Origin of the sequence: Sphingomonas sp. PWP1-2, assembly GCF_049898305.1 — a bacterium.
Taxonomy (GTDB): domain Bacteria; phylum Pseudomonadota; class Alphaproteobacteria; order Sphingomonadales; family Sphingomonadaceae; genus Sphingomonas; species Sphingomonas glacialis.
Window position 1 is genome coordinate 369,128 of sequence record NZ_JAFCXM010000001.1, and the last position, 18,433, is coordinate 387,560.

12 protein-coding genes are annotated in these 18,433 nt (G+C 65.0%); 4 read left to right on the top strand and 8 right to left on the bottom strand.

The genetic code is table 11. The features are described 5' to 3' along the window. Positions 1-64: 64 nt before the first annotated feature. Positions 65-4,357 carry a DNA-directed RNA polymerase subunit beta' gene (gene rpoC / locus ACP7C5_RS01785; RefSeq protein WP_189675499.1) on the bottom strand — a complete coding sequence of 1,431 codons (4,293 nt, stop codon included), beginning with the start codon at positions 4,355-4,357 and terminating at the stop codon, positions 65-67. 147 nt (positions 4,358-4,504) lie between these two features. Next, complete coding sequence (rpoB, locus tag ACP7C5_RS01790) at positions 4,505-8,686, bottom strand: DNA-directed RNA polymerase subunit beta (RefSeq protein WP_133190064.1); 4,182 nt, start codon at positions 8,684-8,686, stop codon at positions 4,505-4,507. 317 nt (positions 8,687-9,003) lie between these two features. Here rpoB and ACP7C5_RS01795 point away from each other — a divergent pair, with 317 nt between their 5' ends. Continuing rightward, on the top strand, positions 9,004-10,248 hold the full coding sequence (locus ACP7C5_RS01795; RefSeq protein WP_426262978.1) for a hypothetical protein: 1,245 nt from the start codon (positions 9,004-9,006) through the stop codon (positions 10,246-10,248). Between the two features lie 193 nt (positions 10,249-10,441). Here the strand turns inward: ACP7C5_RS01795 and rplL are convergent, their stop codons facing one another. Both rplL and rplJ read right to left on the bottom strand, forming a co-directional pair. Next, positions 10,442-10,819: a 50S ribosomal protein L7/L12 gene (gene rplL / locus ACP7C5_RS01800; RefSeq protein ID WP_010183774.1), complete on the bottom strand. Its 378-nt coding sequence runs from the start codon at positions 10,817-10,819 to the stop codon at positions 10,442-10,444. 51 nt (positions 10,820-10,870) lie between these two features. Further along, entirely contained in the window at positions 10,871-11,392 is a 522-nt protein-coding gene (gene rplJ / locus ACP7C5_RS01805) for a 50S ribosomal protein L10 (protein ID WP_133190062.1), read from the bottom strand. Between the two features lie 449 nt (positions 11,393-11,841). Between rplJ and ACP7C5_RS01810 the strand changes: the two genes are divergently transcribed. Next, positions 11,842-13,026 (top strand): pyridoxal phosphate-dependent aminotransferase, encoded by a 1,185-nt coding sequence (locus ACP7C5_RS01810; protein ID WP_426262979.1) that lies wholly within the window; start codon positions 11,842-11,844, stop codon positions 13,024-13,026. A gap of 123 nt (positions 13,027-13,149) precedes the next feature. On the opposite strand, the gene ACP7C5_RS01815 is transcribed toward ACP7C5_RS01810, so the two are convergent. Beyond that, complete coding sequence (locus ACP7C5_RS01815; RefSeq protein ID WP_426262980.1) at positions 13,150-13,461, bottom strand: hypothetical protein; 312 nt, start codon at positions 13,459-13,461, stop codon at positions 13,150-13,152. A 175-nt stretch (positions 13,462-13,636) separates the two neighbouring features. Here ACP7C5_RS01815 and ACP7C5_RS01820 point away from each other — a divergent pair, with 175 nt between their 5' ends. Beyond that, a complete protein-coding gene (locus tag ACP7C5_RS01820; RefSeq protein ID WP_426262981.1) occupies positions 13,637-15,580 on the top strand; it encodes an AsmA family protein in 1,944 nt (647 codons plus the stop codon). Between the two features lie 55 nt (positions 15,581-15,635). Here ACP7C5_RS01820 and ACP7C5_RS01825 read toward each other — a convergent pair whose 3' ends face one another. The 3 genes from ACP7C5_RS01825 to rplK form a co-directional block, all read right to left on the bottom strand. Then, a complete protein-coding gene (locus ACP7C5_RS01825) occupies positions 15,636-15,842 on the bottom strand; it encodes a cold-shock protein (RefSeq protein ID WP_133190054.1) in 207 nt (68 codons plus the stop codon). 261 nt (positions 15,843-16,103) lie between these two features. Continuing rightward, positions 16,104-16,796 carry a 50S ribosomal protein L1 gene (gene rplA, locus ACP7C5_RS01830; protein ID WP_426262982.1) on the bottom strand — a complete coding sequence of 231 codons (693 nt, stop codon included), beginning with the start codon at positions 16,794-16,796 and terminating at the stop codon, positions 16,104-16,106. Between the two features lie 4 nt (positions 16,797-16,800). Continuing rightward, positions 16,801-17,232: a 50S ribosomal protein L11 gene (gene rplK, locus ACP7C5_RS01835; RefSeq protein WP_133190050.1), complete on the bottom strand. Its 432-nt coding sequence runs from the start codon at positions 17,230-17,232 to the stop codon at positions 16,801-16,803. A 269-nt stretch (positions 17,233-17,501) separates the two neighbouring features. Here rplK and ACP7C5_RS01840 point away from each other — a divergent pair, with 269 nt between their 5' ends. Continuing rightward, positions 17,502-18,230 (top strand): Crp/Fnr family transcriptional regulator, encoded by a 729-nt coding sequence (locus tag ACP7C5_RS01840; protein WP_133190048.1) that lies wholly within the window; start codon positions 17,502-17,504, stop codon positions 18,228-18,230. Positions 18,231-18,433: the final 203 nt, after the last annotated feature.

The window sequence follows — 18,433 nt, forward strand, 5'->3', positions numbered from 1 at the left end:
CGCCGCCCGGGTTTCCCCGGACGGCGGCTCTCAATGCATCAGGTGGTAACCCGAACCCGGAGGATCACTCCTTGTTCAGATACTCGCCGGCGTCGGCATCGGTGCCGGTGCCGCTCGTCACGACCGCGCCGAGCGCATCGTCACCCGTGCCGCCAGCATCGCGCGTCGAGCGCGCGAGCTCGGCGTCATGCTCTTCCTTCGCCGAGTTCGGGGCGACGATCGAGACTTCGGCCATGCGACGCTGCGAGACGCGCATCGCCGCATCGCGCGACGAGGCGGTGACGCGCAGGCGACCCATGCCCGCACCCGTGCCGGCCGGGATCAGACGACCCACGATCACGTTCTCCTTGAGACCCGTGAGCGTGTCCTTCTTGCCCTGCACCGAAGCCTCGGTGAGCACGCGCGTCGTTTCCTGGAACGATGCCGCCGAGATGAAGCTGCGGGTCTGCAGCGACGCCTTGGTGATGCCGAGCAGGACGGGCTTGCCCTGAGCCGGACGCTCCTTCTTGCCGATCTTGGCGTTCATCTCGTCCATCTCGTCGCGATCGACCTGCTCGCCGGCGAGCAGCGTGGTGTCGCCACCGTCGGTGATCTCGACCTTCTGCAGCATCTGGCGAACGATCGTCTCGATGTGCTTGTCGTTGATCTTCACGCCCTGAAGTCGGTAAACTTCCTGGATTTCCGACACGAGATATTCAGCCAAGGGCTCGATGCCGAGCACTTCGAGAATGTCGTGCGGATCGGGCGAACCGCCGATCAAATTGTCGCCGCGCTTGACGTAATCGCCTTCCTGCACGTCGATGACCTTCGACTTGGGCACCAGATACTCGACGACCTCGCTGCCGTCCTCGGGCTGAATGCCGATCTTGCGCTTAGCCTTATAGTCCTTGCCGAACACGACACGGCCCGAGACCTTTGCGATGATCGCATTTTCCTTCGGCTTGCGCGCTTCGAACAGCTCGGCAACACGCGGCAGACCGCCGGTGATGTCGCGCGTCTTGGCGCTTTCGCGGCTGACACGCGCCAGGACGTCGCCGCCCTGAACCATCGCACCATCCTCGACCGAGAGCGTTGCGCCCGCGACCAGCATGTACCGGCCGGATTCCTCGGCGCTTTCACCCGTGAGGGTCAGGCGCGGACGAAGATCCTCCTTCTTGCTGGCGATGCCGCGGTTTTCGGTCACGACCCGCTGCGAGATGCCGGTCGCTTCGTCGGCCTGCTCGGTTAGCGTCTTGCCCTCGATCAGATCGACATACTTCACGATGCCGCCATTCTCGGTGATCACCGGCATGGTGAACGGATCCCACTCGGCCAGACGATCGCCCTTCGACACGATGTGACCGTCGTCGAACAGCACGTATGCGCCGTACGGGAGACGATGCACCGCGCGCTCGCGGCCATCCATGTCCATGATCGCGACTTCGCCCGAGCGCGACAGCACGACGCGACGGCCGCGCTGGTCGGTGATGGTGCGCAGGTCGCGATATTCCATTGTGCCGTCCGAGAGCGCCTCGAGGTTCGACTGCTCGTTGAGCTGTGCCGCACCACCGATGTGGAAGGTACGCATCGTCAGCTGCGTGCCCGGCTCACCGATAGACTGGGCGGCGATGACGCCGACCGCTTCACCGATGTTGACCGGGGTACCGCGGGCGAGATCGCGCCCGTAGCACTTGCCGCACACGCCGATCTTGGTCTCGCAGACGAGCGGCGAGCGGATCTTGCACGATTGCGTGCCGATCGCCTCGATCTGCAGGATCATCGGCTCGTCGAGCAGCGTGCCCGAGGGGATGACGACCTCGCCGGTCTTGCTGTCGATGATGTCCTCCGCGGTCGTACGACCGAGGATGCGCTCGCCGAGCGACGCGATCGTCGAGCCGCCCTGGACGATCGCGCGCATTTCCAGCGCGCGGGTCGTGCCGCAGTCGAGCTCCATGATCACGCAATCCTGCGACACGTCGACCAGACGACGCGTGAGGTAGCCCGAGTTCGCCGTCTTCAACGCCGTATCCGCGAGGCCCTTACGAGCACCGTGGGTCGAGTTGAAGTATTCGAGGACGGTCAGACCTTCCTTGAAGTTCGAGATGATCGGCGTCTCGATGATCTCGCCCGACGGCTTGGCCATCAGGCCGCGCATGCCGGCAAGCTGCTTGATCTGCGCCTGCGAACCACGCGCACCCGAGTGGGCCATCATGTAAATCGAGTTGATCGGCTTCTCGCGACCCTTGTTGGGGCCGTCCTCGTAGTGCTTAACCGCCTTGATCTCGTCCATCATGGCGTTCGCCACCTGGTCGCCGCAACGGCTCCATGCGTCGATCACCTTGTTGTACTTCTCCTGCTGCGTGATCAGGCCGTCCTGATATTGCTGCTCGAAGTCCTTCACCAGGCCTTTGGTCTCGTCGACCAATGCGATCTTGGCATCCGGAATGATCATGTCGTCCATGCCGAACGAGATGCCGGCCTTGAACGCGTGCTTGAAGCCGAGGCTCATGATCGCGTCGGCGAACAGCACCGTGTCCTTCTGGCCGGTGTGACGATAGACCTCGTCGATCACGTCGCCCACGTCCTTCTTGGTGAGGAGGCGGTTGACGGTATCGAACGGCACCTTCGACGACTGCGGCAGGCACTCGCCGAGCAGCATGCGACCAGGGGTGGTCTCATAGCGCTTGAGGTACTGGTTGCCCTTCTCATCGGTCTGCGGAACGCGGCTGATGATCTTGGTGTGCAAGGTCACTGCGCCGGCTTCGAGCGCCTGATGGACTTCCGACATGTCGGAAATCATCATGCCCTGGCCCGGCTCATTCTCCTTGAGCATCGAGAGGTAATACAGCCCGAGCACCATGTCCTGCGACGGCACGATGATCGGCTTGCCGTTGGCGGGCGAGAGGATGTTGTTGGTCGACATCATCAGCACGCGCGCTTCGAGCTGTGCTTCCAGCGACAGCGGCACGTGGACCGCCATCTGATCGCCGTCGAAATCGGCGTTGAAGGCCGAGCAGACGAGCGGGTGCAGCTGGATCGCCTTGCCCTCGATCAGCACGGGCTCGAACGCCTGGATGCCGAGACGGTGAAGCGTCGGCGCACGGTTGAGCATGACCGGATGCTCGCGGATCACCTCGTCGAGGATGTCCCAGACTTCCTTGCGCTCCTTCTCGACCCACTTCTTCGCCTGCTTGAGGGTCATCGAAAGACCCTTGGCATCGAGACGGGCGTAGATGAACGGCTTGAACAGCTCGAGCGCCATCTTCTTAGGCAGGCCGCACTGGTGCAGCTTGAGTTCCGGACCGGTCACGATGACCGAACGACCCGAATAATCGACGCGCTTGCCGAGCAGGTTCTGGCGGAAGCGGCCTTGCTTGCCCTTGAGCATGTCGGACAGCGACTTGAGCGGACGCTTGTTGGCGCCCGTGATCGTGCGACCGCGGCGACCATTGTCGAACAATGCGTCGACGGCCTCCTGCAGCATGCGCTTCTCGTTGCGGACGATGATGTCCGGCGCGCGGAGCTCCATCAAACGCTTCAGACGATTATTGCGGTTGATCACGCGGCGATACAGATCGTTCAGATCCGACGTCGCGAAGCGGCCGCCGTCGAGCGGCACCAGCGGGCGCAGCTCGGGCGGGATGACCGGAACGACTTCGAGGATCATCCACTCTGGGCGGTTGCCCGAATCGATGAAGCTCTCGACGACCTTGAGGCGCTTGATGATCTTCTTGGGCTTGAGCTCGGACTTGGTGACCGCGAGCTCCTCAAGGAGCTCCTTGCGCTCGCCCTCGAGATCCAAGTCCTGCAGCATGATGCGTACGGCTTCCGCGCCGATGCCGGCCGAGAAGGCGTCTTCGCCATACTCGTCCTGCGCGTCGAGGAGCTCGTCCTCGGTCATCAGCTGATACTTTTCGAGCGGGGTAATGCCCGGCTCGATCACGATATACGCTTCGAAGTACAGCACGCGCTCGAGCTGCTTGAGCTGCATGTCGAGCAGCAGGCCGATGCGCGACGGCAGTGACTTGAGGAACCAGATGTGCGCGACCGGGGCAGCGAGCTCGATATGGCCCATGCGCTCACGGCGGACCTTCGAGACGGTGACCTCGACGCCGCACTTCTCGCAGACGATGCCCTTATACTTCATGCGCTTGTACTTGCCGCACAGGCACTCGTAATCCTTGATCGGACCGAAGATGCGCGCGCAGAACAGGCCGTCACGCTCGGGCTTGAACGTGCGATAGTTGATGGTCTCGGGCTTCTTGATCTCGCCGAACGACCAGCTGCGGATCTTGTCCGGGCTGGCGATGCCGATCTGGATCTGGTCGAAGGTCTCGGCCTTGACGACCGGGTTCGCGAAATTGGTCAGTTCGTTCATGGATGAACAGCCTTCCTAGAAATTCTTTGCCCTCGCCCGCTTTCGCGGGAGAGGCTGCGCAGACTTGGGTCGCGGTCTTCCCGCGGCCCTAGTCGAAGCCTCACCCAACCCTCTCCCGCGAAGGCGGAAGAGGGCTAGGCCGGCATATTACTCCGCCGCGATCGCGACGCCGTCGGTGTCGAACTGCTCGGTGGTGGTGAGCTCGATGTTCAGACCCAGCGAGCGCATTTCCTTGACGAGCACGTTGAAGCTCTCAGGGATGCCGGCCTCGAACGTGTCGTCACCCTTGACGATCGCCTCGTAGACCTTGGTGCGCCCGACCACGTCGTCCGACTTCACCGTGAGCATTTCCTGCAAGGTGTACGCCGCGCCGTAGGCCTGGAGGGCCCAGACCTCCATCTCGCCGAAGCGCTGACCACCGAACTGCGCCTTACCACCCAGCGGCTGCTGCGTGACGAGCGAGTACGGCCCGATCGACCGGGCGTGGATCTTGTCGTCGACCAGATGGTGGAGCTTGAGCATGTAGATGATGCCCACCGTCACGCGCCGATCGAACATGTCGCCGGTGCGACCGTCGAACAGTTCCGACTGACCCGACGAGTGCAGACCCGCCAGCTCGAGCATGTCGGACACATCGGCTTCGCGCGCGCCGTCGAACACGGGGGTGCCCATCGGCACGCCGGTCCGCAGGTTCTGCGCGAGTTCGATGATCTGGCTCGCATCGCGTGCCTCGATGTCCGCGGCGTAATGCTCGCCGTACACTTCGAGCAGCCGTGCCTTGACCGCGTCGGGCATGTCGCCCGCTGCGGGTTCGGGGTTGGCCTCACGCCACTCTTCGAGCTGCGTGTAGATCTGCTGACCGAGGTTACGGGCAGCCCAGCCGAGATGCGTCTCGAAGATCTGACCGACGTTCATGCGCGACGGCACGCCCAGCGGGTTGAGCACGATGTCGACCGGGGTACCGTCGGCGAGGAACGGCATGTCCTCCGCCGGCAGGATCCGCGAGATCACGCCCTTGTTGCCGTGACGGCCGGCCATCTTGTCGCCCGGCTGCAGCTTGCGCTTCACCGCGACGAAGACCTTGACCATCTTGAGTACGCCTGGCGGCAGCTCGTCGCCACGCTCGAGCTTGTCGCGACGATCCTGGAACTTGTCCACGATCACCTTGACGGCGTCGTCATACTGCACCTTGACCGCTTCCAGATCGCTCTGGGTCTTGTCGTCGGCGACAGCGAACTTCCACCACTCATGACGGTCGACCGAGTCGAGCACGTCCTGGTCGATGACCACGCCCTTCTTCGGGCCGTTCTTGGGAACGGCGGTCGCGGTCTGGCCGAGCAGCATTTCCTTGAGGCGCGACCAGGTCGCACGGTTGAGGATCGTGCGCTCGTCGTCCGAGTCCTTCTTCAGGCGCTCGATTTCCTCGCGCTCGATCGCCATCGCGCGCTCGTCCTTGTCGATGCCGTGGCGGTTGAACACCCGGACTTCGACGACGGTACCGGCAACGCCCGGCGGCAGGCGGAGCGAGGTATCGCGCACGTCCGACGCCTTTTCACCGAAGATGGCGCGCAGGAGCTTTTCCTCCGGCGTCATCGGGCTTTCGCCCTTCGGCGTGATCTTGCCCGCGAGAATATCGCCCGGCTCGACCTCGGCACCAATGTACACGATGCCCGCTTCGTCGAGGTTGCGAAGCGCTTCCTCGCCGACGTTGGGAATGTCGCGCGTGATGTCTTCCGGCCCGAGCTTGGTGTCGCGCGCCATCACTTCGAACTCTTCGATGTGGATCGACGTGAACACGTCGTCCTTCACGATGCGCTCGGAGATGAGGATCGAATCCTCATAGTTGTAGCCGTTCCACGGCATGAACGCGACGAGCGTGTTCCGGCCGAGCGCGAGCTCGCCGAACTCGGTCGACGGACCGTCGGCGAGCACGTCGCCAGCGGTGACCACATCGCCCACCTTCACCAGCGGACGCTGGTTGATGCAGGTGTTCTGGTTCGAGCGCTGGAACTTCATCAGCGTGTAGATGTCGACGCCCGACTGGCCGGCATCGATCTCGCCGGTTGCGCGAATGACGATACGCGCCGCGTCGACCTGGTCGACCACGCCCGCACGCCGTGCGGAGATGGCAGCACCAGAGTCACGCGCGACGGTCTCTTCCATGCCGGTGCCGACGAACGGCGCCTCGGCCTGGACGAGCGGCACGGCCTGACGCTGCATGTTCGAGCCCATCAGCGCGCGGTTGGCGTCATCGTTTTCCAGGAACGGAATGAGCGATGCGGCGACCGAGACGAGCTGCTTGGGGCTGACGTCCATCAACGTGATGTTGTTGGGGATCGCCATCAGGAATTCGCCCGCCTGACGCGACGAGACCAGTTCCTCGACGAAGCCGTTCGACGAATCGAGCTCGGCATTGGCCTGCGCGATCGTGTGCTTGGCCTCTTCCATCGCCGACAGATAGACGACGTCGTCGGTGACCTTGTGATCGACGACTTTCCGATACGGCGTTTCGATGAAGCCGTACTTGTTCACACGGCTGAAGCTCGCGAGCGAGTTGATCAGGCCGATGTTCGGGCCTTCCGGCGTCTCGATCGGGCAGATGCGGCCATAGTGCGTCGGGTGAACGTCGCGGACTTCGAAGCCGGCGCGCTCACGCGTCAGACCACCCGGTCCAAGGGCCGACACGCGACGCTTGTGGGTGACTTCCGACAGCGGGTTGGTCTGATCCATGAACTGCGACAGCTGCGACGAGCCGAAGAATTCGCGGACCGCGGCAACCGCCGGCTTGGCGTTGATCAGGTCGTTCGGCATCACCGTCGACACGTCGACCGACGACATACGCTCCTTAACGGCGCGCTCCATGCGAAGCAGGCCGACGCGATACTGGTTCTCGAGCAGCTCGCCGACCGAACGGACACGACGGTTACCGAGGTTATCGATATCGTCGATGTCGCCCTTGCCGTCCTTCAGATCGACCAGCGTCTTGATGACCGCGAGGATGTCCTCGGTCCGCAGCGTGGTGACCGTGTCCTCGGCGTCGAGGTCGAGGCGCATGTTCAACTTCACACGGCCGACGGCCGACAGGTCGTAGCGGTCGGGATCGAAGAACAGGCCGCTGAACAGCGACTCTGCGGTCTCGAGCGTCGGCGGCTCGCCGGGGCGCATCACGCGGTAGATGTCGGACAGCGCCTGCTCGCGCTCTTCGGCCTTGTCGACCTTGAGCGTGTTGCGGATCCACGCGCCGGTCGCGATGTGATCGATGTCGAGCAGTTCGATCCGGTCGATGCCGGCCTGGTCGAGCAGTTCGAGATTCTCGGCCGAGACTTCGTCGCCGGCTTCGATGTAGATCTGGCCAGTGGTCTCGTTGATGAGATCATAGGCGCTGTAGCGGCCGAAGATTTCCTCGGTCGGGATCAGCAGGTCGGTGAGACCGTCCTTGGCCGACTTGTTGGCAGCGCGCGGCGAAATCTTCTGGCCGTTGGGGAACACCACTTCGCCGGTCTTGGCGTCGATGATGTCGTACATCGGCTTTTGGCCACGCCAGTTCTCGGCCTGGAACGGGATGATCCAGCCACCCTGGCCGCGAACGAAGGTCACGCGGTTGTAGAACTGGTTGAGGATTTCCTCGCCGGTCATGCCGAGCGCGTAGAGCAGCGCCGTCACCGGCAGCTTGCGCTTGCGATCGATGCGGACGTTGACGATGTCCTTAGCGTCGAACTCGAAATCGAGCCACGAACCGCGATACGGGATCACGCGCGCGGCGAAGAGGTACTTGCCCGATGCGTGCGTCTTGCCGCGGTCATGGTCGAACAGCACGCCCGGCGACCGGTGCATCTGCGAGACGATGACACGCTCGGTGCCGTTGATGATGAAGGTGCCGTTGCCCGTCATCAGGGGCATGTCGCCCATGTAGACGTCCTGCTCCTTGATATCGAGGACCGAGCGCGAATCGGTATCGGCATCGACCTCGAACACGATCAAGCGCAGCGTGACGCGCATCGGGGCTGCATAGGTAATGCCGCGCTGACGGCACTCGTCGGTGTCGAACTTGGGGGGCTCGAGTTCGTAATTGACGAAGTCGAGTTCGGCGGTGCCGGCGAAATCGCGGATCGGGAAAACGCTGCGCAGCGTCTTCTCGAGACCCGAGACATAGCCGATCGACGGATCGGAGCGGAGGAACTGTTCGTAGGATTCGCGCTGAACCTCGATCAGGTTCGGCATCTGCACCACTTCGTGGATGTTGCCGAACACCTTGCGGATCCGGCGCTTTGCCGTGCCGCTCTCGGCGCGCCGCGTGGGCGTGCTACCGTCGATTGCCTTGGTTGCCATGGAGTTTTCTGCCCTCAAGCCTGAAATTCGGCCCGGAATCCACCGGGCGGGCGTGCAAATCGGAAACGACAAAAAGCCGCGTGTTGTCCGCGCAAGCGGAAAACAGCAGCTTTCATGCGTCTCGAGAAACCCTAACCATCAATACGATCGATGCACTGCGCGACGGCACATCATTTCCCGAAGGTTTGGATTGAGAGTGCGATATAGGTCGACGGCGCGAGCGTGTCAACGCAGTCACACGGCGGCGGTCGCGCTGCGGCGAACCGCTCGGCGCAGCAATCCTTGGCAGGCGGGGTTTTATCGCTATGCCCGGCGCTGTGAAACCCTTTGTCTTTGTATCCCTCCTCGTCGCCACCAGCCTGACGGCGTTTGGCAGCCCCGCGCTCGCGCAAAACAGCGTGCCTGCGCAACCCTTGCAGGGGCTCGATTCGTTCAGCCTGCCGTCGAACCGGCCGGCGCCGCGGATCTCGCCGACGCCCGAGCCGACGACCAACCCGCGTCCGGTCGAGACCCAGACCGTCGCGCCGCCCGCCGTGGCGCCGACGGTCCGCGCGACCACGACGCCGCGCGCGACCGCGACGCCGGCGCGCGCCACGCCCACGGTGCGCGCGACGCCAGCGCCCGAGCGAACGCCAGCACCGCGTGCCAGCGCGACGCCAACGCCAATTATTCCGGCGGCTCCGGTCGCCGTGCCGACCGTCGTGCCGTCGCCTGTCGCCGCGATACCGCCGACCCCAGCCCCGACCCCAGCGACGACGCCGCAGTCGAGCGCGGCAGCGGCGGCAGCGATCGCGCCAGCGGACGGCGCAAGCGCGTGGCTATGGCCTGCTGTCGGGGGCGGGCTCGCGCTGATCGTCGCGATTGGTCTGGGACTGTGGTGGCGCCGGCGTGGCCCGCAGGACGCCGTGGCCTATGAGGACGAGCTCGTGGCCGAAGTCGTTCCGCCAGCGGGTGTCGAATTCGCAGCCGTCGCGCCCCAAGCGGTTCCTCCGGCGGTGCCAGCAGCAAGCACGGTTGCGGAGGATCCTCCCGCAGTCGCGGTCGTGCCCGATGCCGCCCCGGCCGATCGCGCGTCGATTGTGTTCGAGCTGACCCCGAAGCGCGCCGGCACGAATTTGCTGAGCGCCGCGGTCGAATATCTGATCGTGCTGCGCAACACCGGCGATGTCGCCGCGACGGGGGTTCGTCTCGACATTCGCTTGCTCAGCGCGGGACAGCGGCAGGATGCGGTGATCGAGGCGCTGTTCGCTGCGCCGATCGCGCAGCCGATCACGACCCCGTTCGATCTGCCGGCTGGCGTCTCTGTCGAACTCGGCGGCATGGCGATGCATCCCAAGGCGACGCTCGAGGTGATGGACGTCGGCGGCAAGGCGCTGTTCGTCCCCGTGCTGACGATCAACGCGCACTATGCTTGGGCGGGCGGCGGCAGCGGCCAGACCGCGCGCTCCTATGTCATCGGCATCGATCGCGGGGCAGGGGGCAAGCTCGCGCCGTTCCGCATCGATAGCGCTGCGCGGATGTACGATACGGTGAGCGCGATCGAATACACCGTGTCAGCTTAGGATTTCCGCTCCCGCGTCTGGGGGGTGCGGTACGGGTCGGAACGAAAAAAGGGGCGACACCGCATGGTGTCGCCCCTTTTTCTTGGGCAAGCCGTCATGGGCAAAGCCCATGACGTCGGACGCGGCAAGCCGCGCCGGCCGGCTTCGCGGGAGTGCGATTTAGCCGAGGCTAAATCGTCTCTCCCGCTTCAGCTTACTTGACCTCGACGGTCGCGCCGGCTGCTTCCAGCTGCGCCTTGATCTTGGCGGCTTCGTCCTTCGACACGCCTTCCTTGATCGCCTTCGGAGCCGACTCGACCAGCGTCTTGGCTTCGGTCAGGCCAAGCGCGGTGATCGCACGGACTTCCTTGATGACGTTGATCTTCTTGCCGCCGTCGCCGGTGAGGATGACGTCGAATTCGGTCTGCTCTTCAGCAGCCGGTGCTGCAGCGCCGCCGCCAGCAGCAGGAGCCGCTGCAACAGCAGCAGCGGCCGAGACGCCCCACTTCTCTTCGAGCAGCTTCGAGAGATCAGCTGCTTCGATGACGGTCAGGGCGGAAAGCTGGTCAACCAGCGCGTTCAGGTCTGCCATGTGTATTCTCCAGTAAAATCAGTTCGGGTTTGAAATCTCGAAGGCCTGAAATCAGGCGTCCGCCGTGTCCTTTTCCGCATAGGCGGCAAGCACGCGCGCGAGCTGGGCAGCTGGCGCCTGCGTGATCGTCGCGAGCTTGGTTGCAGGAGCAACCAGGAGGCCCACGATCTTCGCACGCAGTTCATCCAGCGACGGCATCGTCGCGAGGGACTTGACACCTTCTACGTCGAGGACGGTCGCACCCATCGCACCACCAACGATTTCGAACTTGTCGTTCGTCTTCGCGAAGTCGACGGCCACCTTGGCGGCCGCGACGGGGTCGATGGAGGTGGCCAGACCGACCGGCCCGGTGAGCATTTCGCTCAACGAAGCATAGTCGGTGTCGGCCAGTGCGATCTTGGCAAGCTTGTTCTTCGAGACCTTATAGCTCGCCCCTGCGTCACGCATTGCGTTACGCAGCTTGGTCGACTGAGCCACCGTCATGCCGAGGTTGCGGGTGACGACCACCACGCCGACTTCGGCAAAATTGTGGTTCAGCTCGGCGACGAGCTCGGTCTTTTGAGCGCGATCCATGCCATTCTCCACGTTTGGCCGTGTCGCTTGCGCGGCACGACCGGTTACAAACCGGGCGCTGTTGCACCCGGAATTGTCCAGCGATGGGGAATGGGAGCGTCGCCCCGTTTGATGGAGGGCGGCAGACCGGTCGCGGCTGGGCCGAGAGCGGTTGTAATCCTGGTCCCCGTCTCGGCAGGAAATTAAGACCGGGCAAATCCCGATCACCTACTGTCTTGGACGGTCCCGCCGCGCCGAGGCGTGACGGGAGAGCGCGGCCTTTAGCTGACATCGTGGGAAAGTCAACGCCCGGTTGATCGTCACACCCGCTTTCGCCGGGGTGGCGGACTGCGGTTTTTCTTCGACTGCCTGTAGCTTTTGCATCGAAACTGCGGAACACTCGGCGTCAAGGACCGCACGAGTCCATGCAGGACGGAATCGAAAACCGCTTTAAGCAGGGGGCCGATTCAATGACCGAAGCTACCATCACCACCACCGCAACGCTCGGCGCCGAGGCGCAGGACGATCTGCTCACCCGCGGCTTTGCGCGGCGCGATCTGGCGCGGATTGCCGCGGTGTTCGGCGTCGGCGCGCTGGCCGCGTCGGTCGGGCGACCGGCGTTCGCCTCGGGCGGCGTGCCCGATCCGGCGCCAACCGCCAAGGTCCGCATCGGGGCGAACGAATGCTGGACCGGCCCGCTTGCCCCCGGCCAAAAGGCTGCCGCTGCAATGATCGCGATGGGCAACCGCTATTCCCCGCATGACGAGCGCAGCGATTTCATCAAGGCTGTCATGTCGGTCGAGGGTGTACCGTTCGACCATGTCGCGCCCTGGCCAGGCTCGAGCGATCCGCTCTGCCGCGCGGTCGTGACCTATTGTTCGCCGACCAAGGGCCTCGTCACCGCCGACCCGACCTTCGAACTCGCCGGGCGCACCGCCGCGTGGCTCGGCGCGCCGGTCAAGGCGGTGCCGCTGACTGCCGAGTATACGCACGACGTCAAGGCGATGCTCGCCGCCAACCCCGATGCCGGGCTCTATTACATCTGTACGCCCAACAACCCGACCGGCACGATCACCCCGCTCGCCGATATCGAGTGGTTGATCGCCAACAAGCCGGCGGGATCGATGGTGCTGATCGACGAGGCGTATACGCACTTCGCCGGCGTGCCCGTCGCCTCGTCGCTCGCGGTAAAGCATCCCGACGTGATCGTGATGCGCACCTTCTCCAAGCTGTTCGGCATGGCCGGGCTGCGGATGGGCTATGTCATCACCAACCCCGCCAATCTCACCAAGATGATGCGCTATGACGGCGGGATGCAGTCGGGCGCGCTGCCCGTCACCAGCCTGGCGTGCGCGACCGCCAGCCTCACCGCCGCCCCGCTGATCGCCGCACGCCGCGCCGAGATGCAGGGCGCGCGCGTGCTGACGCTCGATCATCTCAAGGCGCGCGGCGTGAGCGTGTTTCCGACCAACGCCAACATGTTCATGATCGACTGGAAGACGCGGGCTGCCAAGGACATGCAGGCGGCGTTCCGCAAGCAGAGCGTCGAGATCGGGCGGTCGTGGCCGATCTGGCCGACGGTCAGCCGCGTCACCGTCGGTTCGAGCGCCGAGATGAAGGCATTCTGCACTGCGCTCGACAAGGTCATCGCGTAATCTGACCGCCTAACCGTCACCCCCGGGCTTGTCCCGCGGTCTACCGTGACGCGCGCGCTGGGGTCGGGGTGCGTGCATCCCGGTGGGCCCCGGCACGGGGCCGGGGTGACGGTTGGGGGGCGTCTACGATTCCTCCGGCACGTCGGACACGATCCGCGTGTACCAGCGCGGATGGCCCGCCGCGTCGCGTTCGATATCGGGGACGCCGTGCGGGTCGTCTCCCGTCTCGACCCAGCCCGCGCCCTGGCAGTGGTTGCAGATCGCGCGCTTGCTGCGGAAGCTGACCAGGTCGATCTCGAGGTTCCACTGGCCGTGCCCCTTGCACACCGGGCACGCCGCATCGAGCGCGCCGTTGCGGGGCTGGAGCGGGATGATGTCGAAGGCGTGCGGGGATTCGGGGCCGGTACATTCGACGATCTGGCTGGCATGCGGCATCGCGGTGGTTTCTCCTTTCCGCAGCCAACGTGCTGCGGCGGTGTCGGCTCCGCCGCTAGCGTGATTTTGCGGCCGCGGGGAGGGTGGTCTGCGCGGCGATTGCGCGCGCCGCAGGCCGGCCCCACGAAATCATGTCGGGCGTGCAACAATCCGGCGGCGTCTGGGTTTCAGACGCGTGACGACACCTTCAGACCCCCTGCCGCCATCCATCCAACCCGCCAAAGGCTGGCACCGCCCGGCGCTCGCGATCGGCGCCGCCCTGGCTGCTGCGATCGGCGTGCTCGTGCTCGCGCTCGGCGCGTTCCCAGTCGGGCTCTTGCGCGGCGTGGTCGAGAACCGCGTGTCTGCCGCGCTCCACACCAAGGTCGCGGTCGGCTCGGTCACGCGCGACGGTGTCTTCTCCTACACGCCGGTCGTCGCGCTGCGCGATGTGCGGATCGCGCAGCCGGCCTGGGCCGGGCAGGGCGATTTCGTCCGCGTGTCGGCGCTGCGCGTGCGCGTGCCGGTGCTGGCGCTTCTCACCGGGCGGTTCCGGCCCGATCGCATCGCGATCGACGGCGCGCGGATCGCGCTGGTCCGCGACGCGAGCGGGCGCGCAAACTGGGAGCCCGACGGCAGCAAGCCAAAGCAAGGCGGAACGAGCCGCCCGAGCCTTTCCGACCTCAGCGTCACCAACACGCAGATCGTGCTGCGCGATGCCAAGCGCCAGCTCGTCGTTGCAGGCCCGCTGTCGGTCGATGCGGCGCACGGATTGCGGCTTTCGGCGAAGGGCAGCTTCCGCGAGACCCCCGCGACGCTCGCGCTGAGCGGCGGTCGGATCGCCGGGATCGACCCGACCGCGCCATACCCGTTTGCGGTGAAGCTTTCCTCGTCGGCGCTCGATTTCGCGGCGCAGGGGACGATGCGGGGCGTGCTCGACACGCGCCACTTCAGCGCGACGCTGCGTGCGCAGGCACCGACGCTCAAGAACCTCGATTATCTGATCGAGGCGGGGCTGTTCGGGACGCAGCCGATCGACCTCGCCGGCACGATCCGCCACGACGCGCGCGACTGGTATATCGACCGGCTCGCCGGCACGATCGGCCGCTCGCGCCTCACTGCGCGTGCGACCGTCCACAAATACGGCATCCGCACCGCGATCGACGCGCGGATCCACGCGTTGCAATTCGATTTCGACGATCTTGCCGACACCCAGGGGCGCGCCGAAGCCGCAGCCCGGCTCGCGCGGATCGGCCCGCGCGTGATCCCGCCCACGCGGATCGACCTGTCGAAGCTGTGGAAGACCGACGGGACGATCCGCTTCGCGGCCGATCATGTGCTGTCGAAGGGCGGCACGGTGTTCGAAAGCCTGTCGGGCACGCTCAACCTCGACAATCGGATGCTGACCGTCAGCGAAGTCGTCGCGACCCTCGCGAACGGGCGGATGACGGGCACGGTGCGCGTCGATCATCGCAGCGGCTTGCCCAAGCTCGCGATCGACCTGCGGCTCGCCGGGCTGACGCTCGAGCGCCTCGTCGGCAAGCCCGACATGATCGGCGGACAGGTCCGCGGGCATATCGTGCTCAGCGGGCAGGGCGAGACGGTGCGCGAGGCGCTTGCGCACGGCAGCGGCAAGGCGGCGATCGTCGCGACGCAGGGGCATGTCCAGCGGATGATCGCCGATGTGCTCGGGCAAAGCCTGAGCGGCGCCGTCGCGCACGCGATCAGCGGGCCGAGCGAGACCGTCCCGCTGCAATGCCTGATCGCCGACTTCCGCGGTTCGAACGGTGTGCTCGTGCCGCGCCCGCTCGAGATCGACACGGGCAGTTCGGTCGGGCGCGGGACGGGGCGGATCGTGCTCGACGGCGAACGGATCGCGCTCACGCTTGCGGGTACGACCAAGAGCCGCGCGTTGTTGCGGATCGCCGACCCGATCCAAGTCGGTGGCACGCTGAGCGCGCCGAGCATCTCGGTCGCCGGTGTCGGAGCGAGCGACAAGCCGAGCGCCGGGGGCGTGTTCAAGGTGCTCGGGCGCTCGCTTGGCCAGGCGCTCGGCATCACCAAGATCGATCCGAGCGCGGGCGGGTCGACGCCGCAGCGCTTCGATTGCCAGGCGGCGGTTACGGCGGCGCTGCGCTAGGCACAAAAAAGGGCGGCCCGGAGAACCGGACCGCCCTTTCTTTTAGCAGACGCTATTAGGCGTGCTGCAGGTTCACAGCCGACATCTTGCCGCGCTTGTCCTGCTCGAGCTCGTACTGGACGCGCTGGTCCTTATCGAGCGTCGCCATGCCGGCGCGCTCGACGGCCGTGATGTGCACGAACGCGTCTTCACCGCCGCCTTCAGGCGCGATGAAGCCATAGCCCTTGTCTGCGTTGAAAAACTTTACGGTTCCGATGGTCATAACATGATCCTTCTTGTGGGGCCGACGCGAAGAGCCGCGTCAGCGGTTGCCGAAATCAGCAGAGAAAGAAGGAAGATGGTGCCGCAAAGCGCCCTAGACCGTCGATTTGCGAACTGTAGCAACGCCTATGTAGGGCAGGTGGCGGGGAATTGCAAATCGCGCTCGAAATCATGCGCGTCCCTCCTCCTGCACGGGGGGCTTAGATAAAAAAAGGGCCGGGGTTTCCCCCGGCCCTCAATTCTTTACCGAAAGTCGGAAGGCTTACGCCGCCGAAACCTCGGCGATGTCGACCTTGATGCCGGCGCCCATCGTCGAGCTGACGGCGACCTTCTTGACATACTTGCCCTTGGCGCCGGTCGGCTTGGCCTTGACGATCGCGTCGACCAGTGCGTCGAAGTTCGCGCGCAGGTCTTCCGCCGGGAACGACGCCTTGCCGATGCCCGAGTGGATGATGCCGGCCTTCTCGACGCGGTATTCGATCTGGCCGCCCTTGGCAGCTTCGACCGCAGCGGCGACGTTCATCGTGACCGTGCCGAGCTTCGGGTTCGGCATCAGGCCCTTGGGACCCAGGATCTTACCGAGACGACCGACGATGCCCATCATGTCCGGGGTCGCGATGCAGCGATCGAAATCGATCGTGCCGCCCTGGACGAGCTCCATCAGGTCTTCCGCACCGACGACGTCGGCGCCAGCGGCACGGGCTTCGTCGGCCTTCGCGCCCTTGGCGAACACGCCAACGCGGACGGTCTTGCCGGTGCCCTTGGGCAGCGTGACGACACCGCGGACCATCTGGTCGGCGTGACGCGGATCGACGCCGAGGTTGAGCGCGACTTCGATCGTCTCGTCGAACTTCGAGGTCGCACCCGACTTGGCGAGGGCGATCGCTTCGTCGATGCCGTGGAGCTTCTCACGATCGAGCGTGATGGCCTTCTGCTTCTTGCTTACGAATGCCATGAGCTCAGCCCTCCACCACTTCGAGGCCCATCGCGCGGGCGCTGCCTTCGATGATCCGCGTCGCGGCTTCGAGATCGTTGGCGTTGAGATCCTTCATCTTCGCGGTCGCGATGTCGGCGAGCTGGGCGCGCGAGATCTTGCCACCCGAAACCTTGCCCGGCTCCTTCGAGCCCGACTTGATGTTGGCGGCCTTCTTGATGAGGTACGATGCCGGCGGCGTCTTGGTCTCGAACGAGAACGAACGGTCGGCATAGACGGTGATCACGGTCGGCAGCGGCGTGCCGACTTCCTGGTCGCCGGTCGATGCGTTGAACGCCTTGCAGAATTCCATGATGTTGACGCCGCGCTGACCCAGCGCAGGGCCGATCGGCGGGGAGGGGTTGGCCTTGCCTGCAGGAACCTGCAGCTTGATATAGCCGGTAATCTTTTTTGCCATGTGGCGGTCTCACTCTCTTTCAAGTTTAGCGGTCCTGACGGCGGGGCCATAGCTCCGCCTCCCGCGATTCTCTGGCATGCTGCCGGGGAAGGCGGCGCGCATAGCCGAAAGCGGTGCCCGAGGCAAATCGGAAGCGCGCGCTCGGGACGTGGCGGCACGACAATTGTACGCCGCCGATGCCGCAATCTGTGTTATGACGCGCGATCATCGAGCTTCTTGGCGTCCGATGACTGAGAGTTTTGCGCTCCCGCCGTGACCGGGAACGATCCATGACAGACACCCTCCAGCGATTGCTGGTCAAGCTGAAGCGACGCAGTCGGTTCGACGCTGCTGACGAGGCGGCGTTGCTGGGGCTGCCCTTCACCGTCAAGACGCTCGAGCCGGGCCACTATCTCGTCCGTCAGGGTGAGCGCGCAGACTTCACCTGCGTGCTGCTCGAGGGCTTCGCCTATCGCCAGAAGATCGTCGGCGACGGCGGGCGGCAGATCATCGCGCTGCAAGTGCCGGGCGACGCGGTCGATCTGCAGAACTCGCTGCTCAAGATCGCCGATCACAGCGTCCAGGCGCTGACCGCGATCACGATGGCGCGGATCCCGCGCGTCGACTTGCTTGATATCGCGGCAAGATACCCCGCCATCGCGCACGCCTTCTGGCTCGACACGCTGGTCGACGGGTCGATTGCATGGGAATGGATCGCCAATATCGGACGGCGCGACGCGCAGATGCGGCTGGCGCATCTGTTGTGCGAATGCGCGGTGCGGCTCGAAGTGGTCAATGCGGCAAGCGGCGACAGCGACACGCTGCCAATGACGCAGGAACAGATCGGCGATGCGCTCGGGCTGACCCCGGTGCACGTCAACCGGATGCTCAAGCTGCTCGAGCAGGACGGGCTGATCGCGCGGCGCGCGCGGACGATCGTGATACTCGACGCGGTGCGGCTGCGCTCAGTGGCCGATTTTCAATCGGCCTATCTGCATTTGAACTTGCTGGAGGATTGAGCCGGGGTCGCGCGTCTCGGCCCATAATTACCCTCCACCGTCACCCCGGCCTTGTGCCGGGGCCTACCGTGCCGCGCGTGCTGCGGTCGTGGTGCGCGTATCCCGGTGGACCCCGGAACGAGCCCGGGGTGACAGTTTGGGAATAGGGGGAGCCTTGGGGGCAGGGACGCGGGAGTAAATCCCGCGTCTGGCGTCGGACGGGT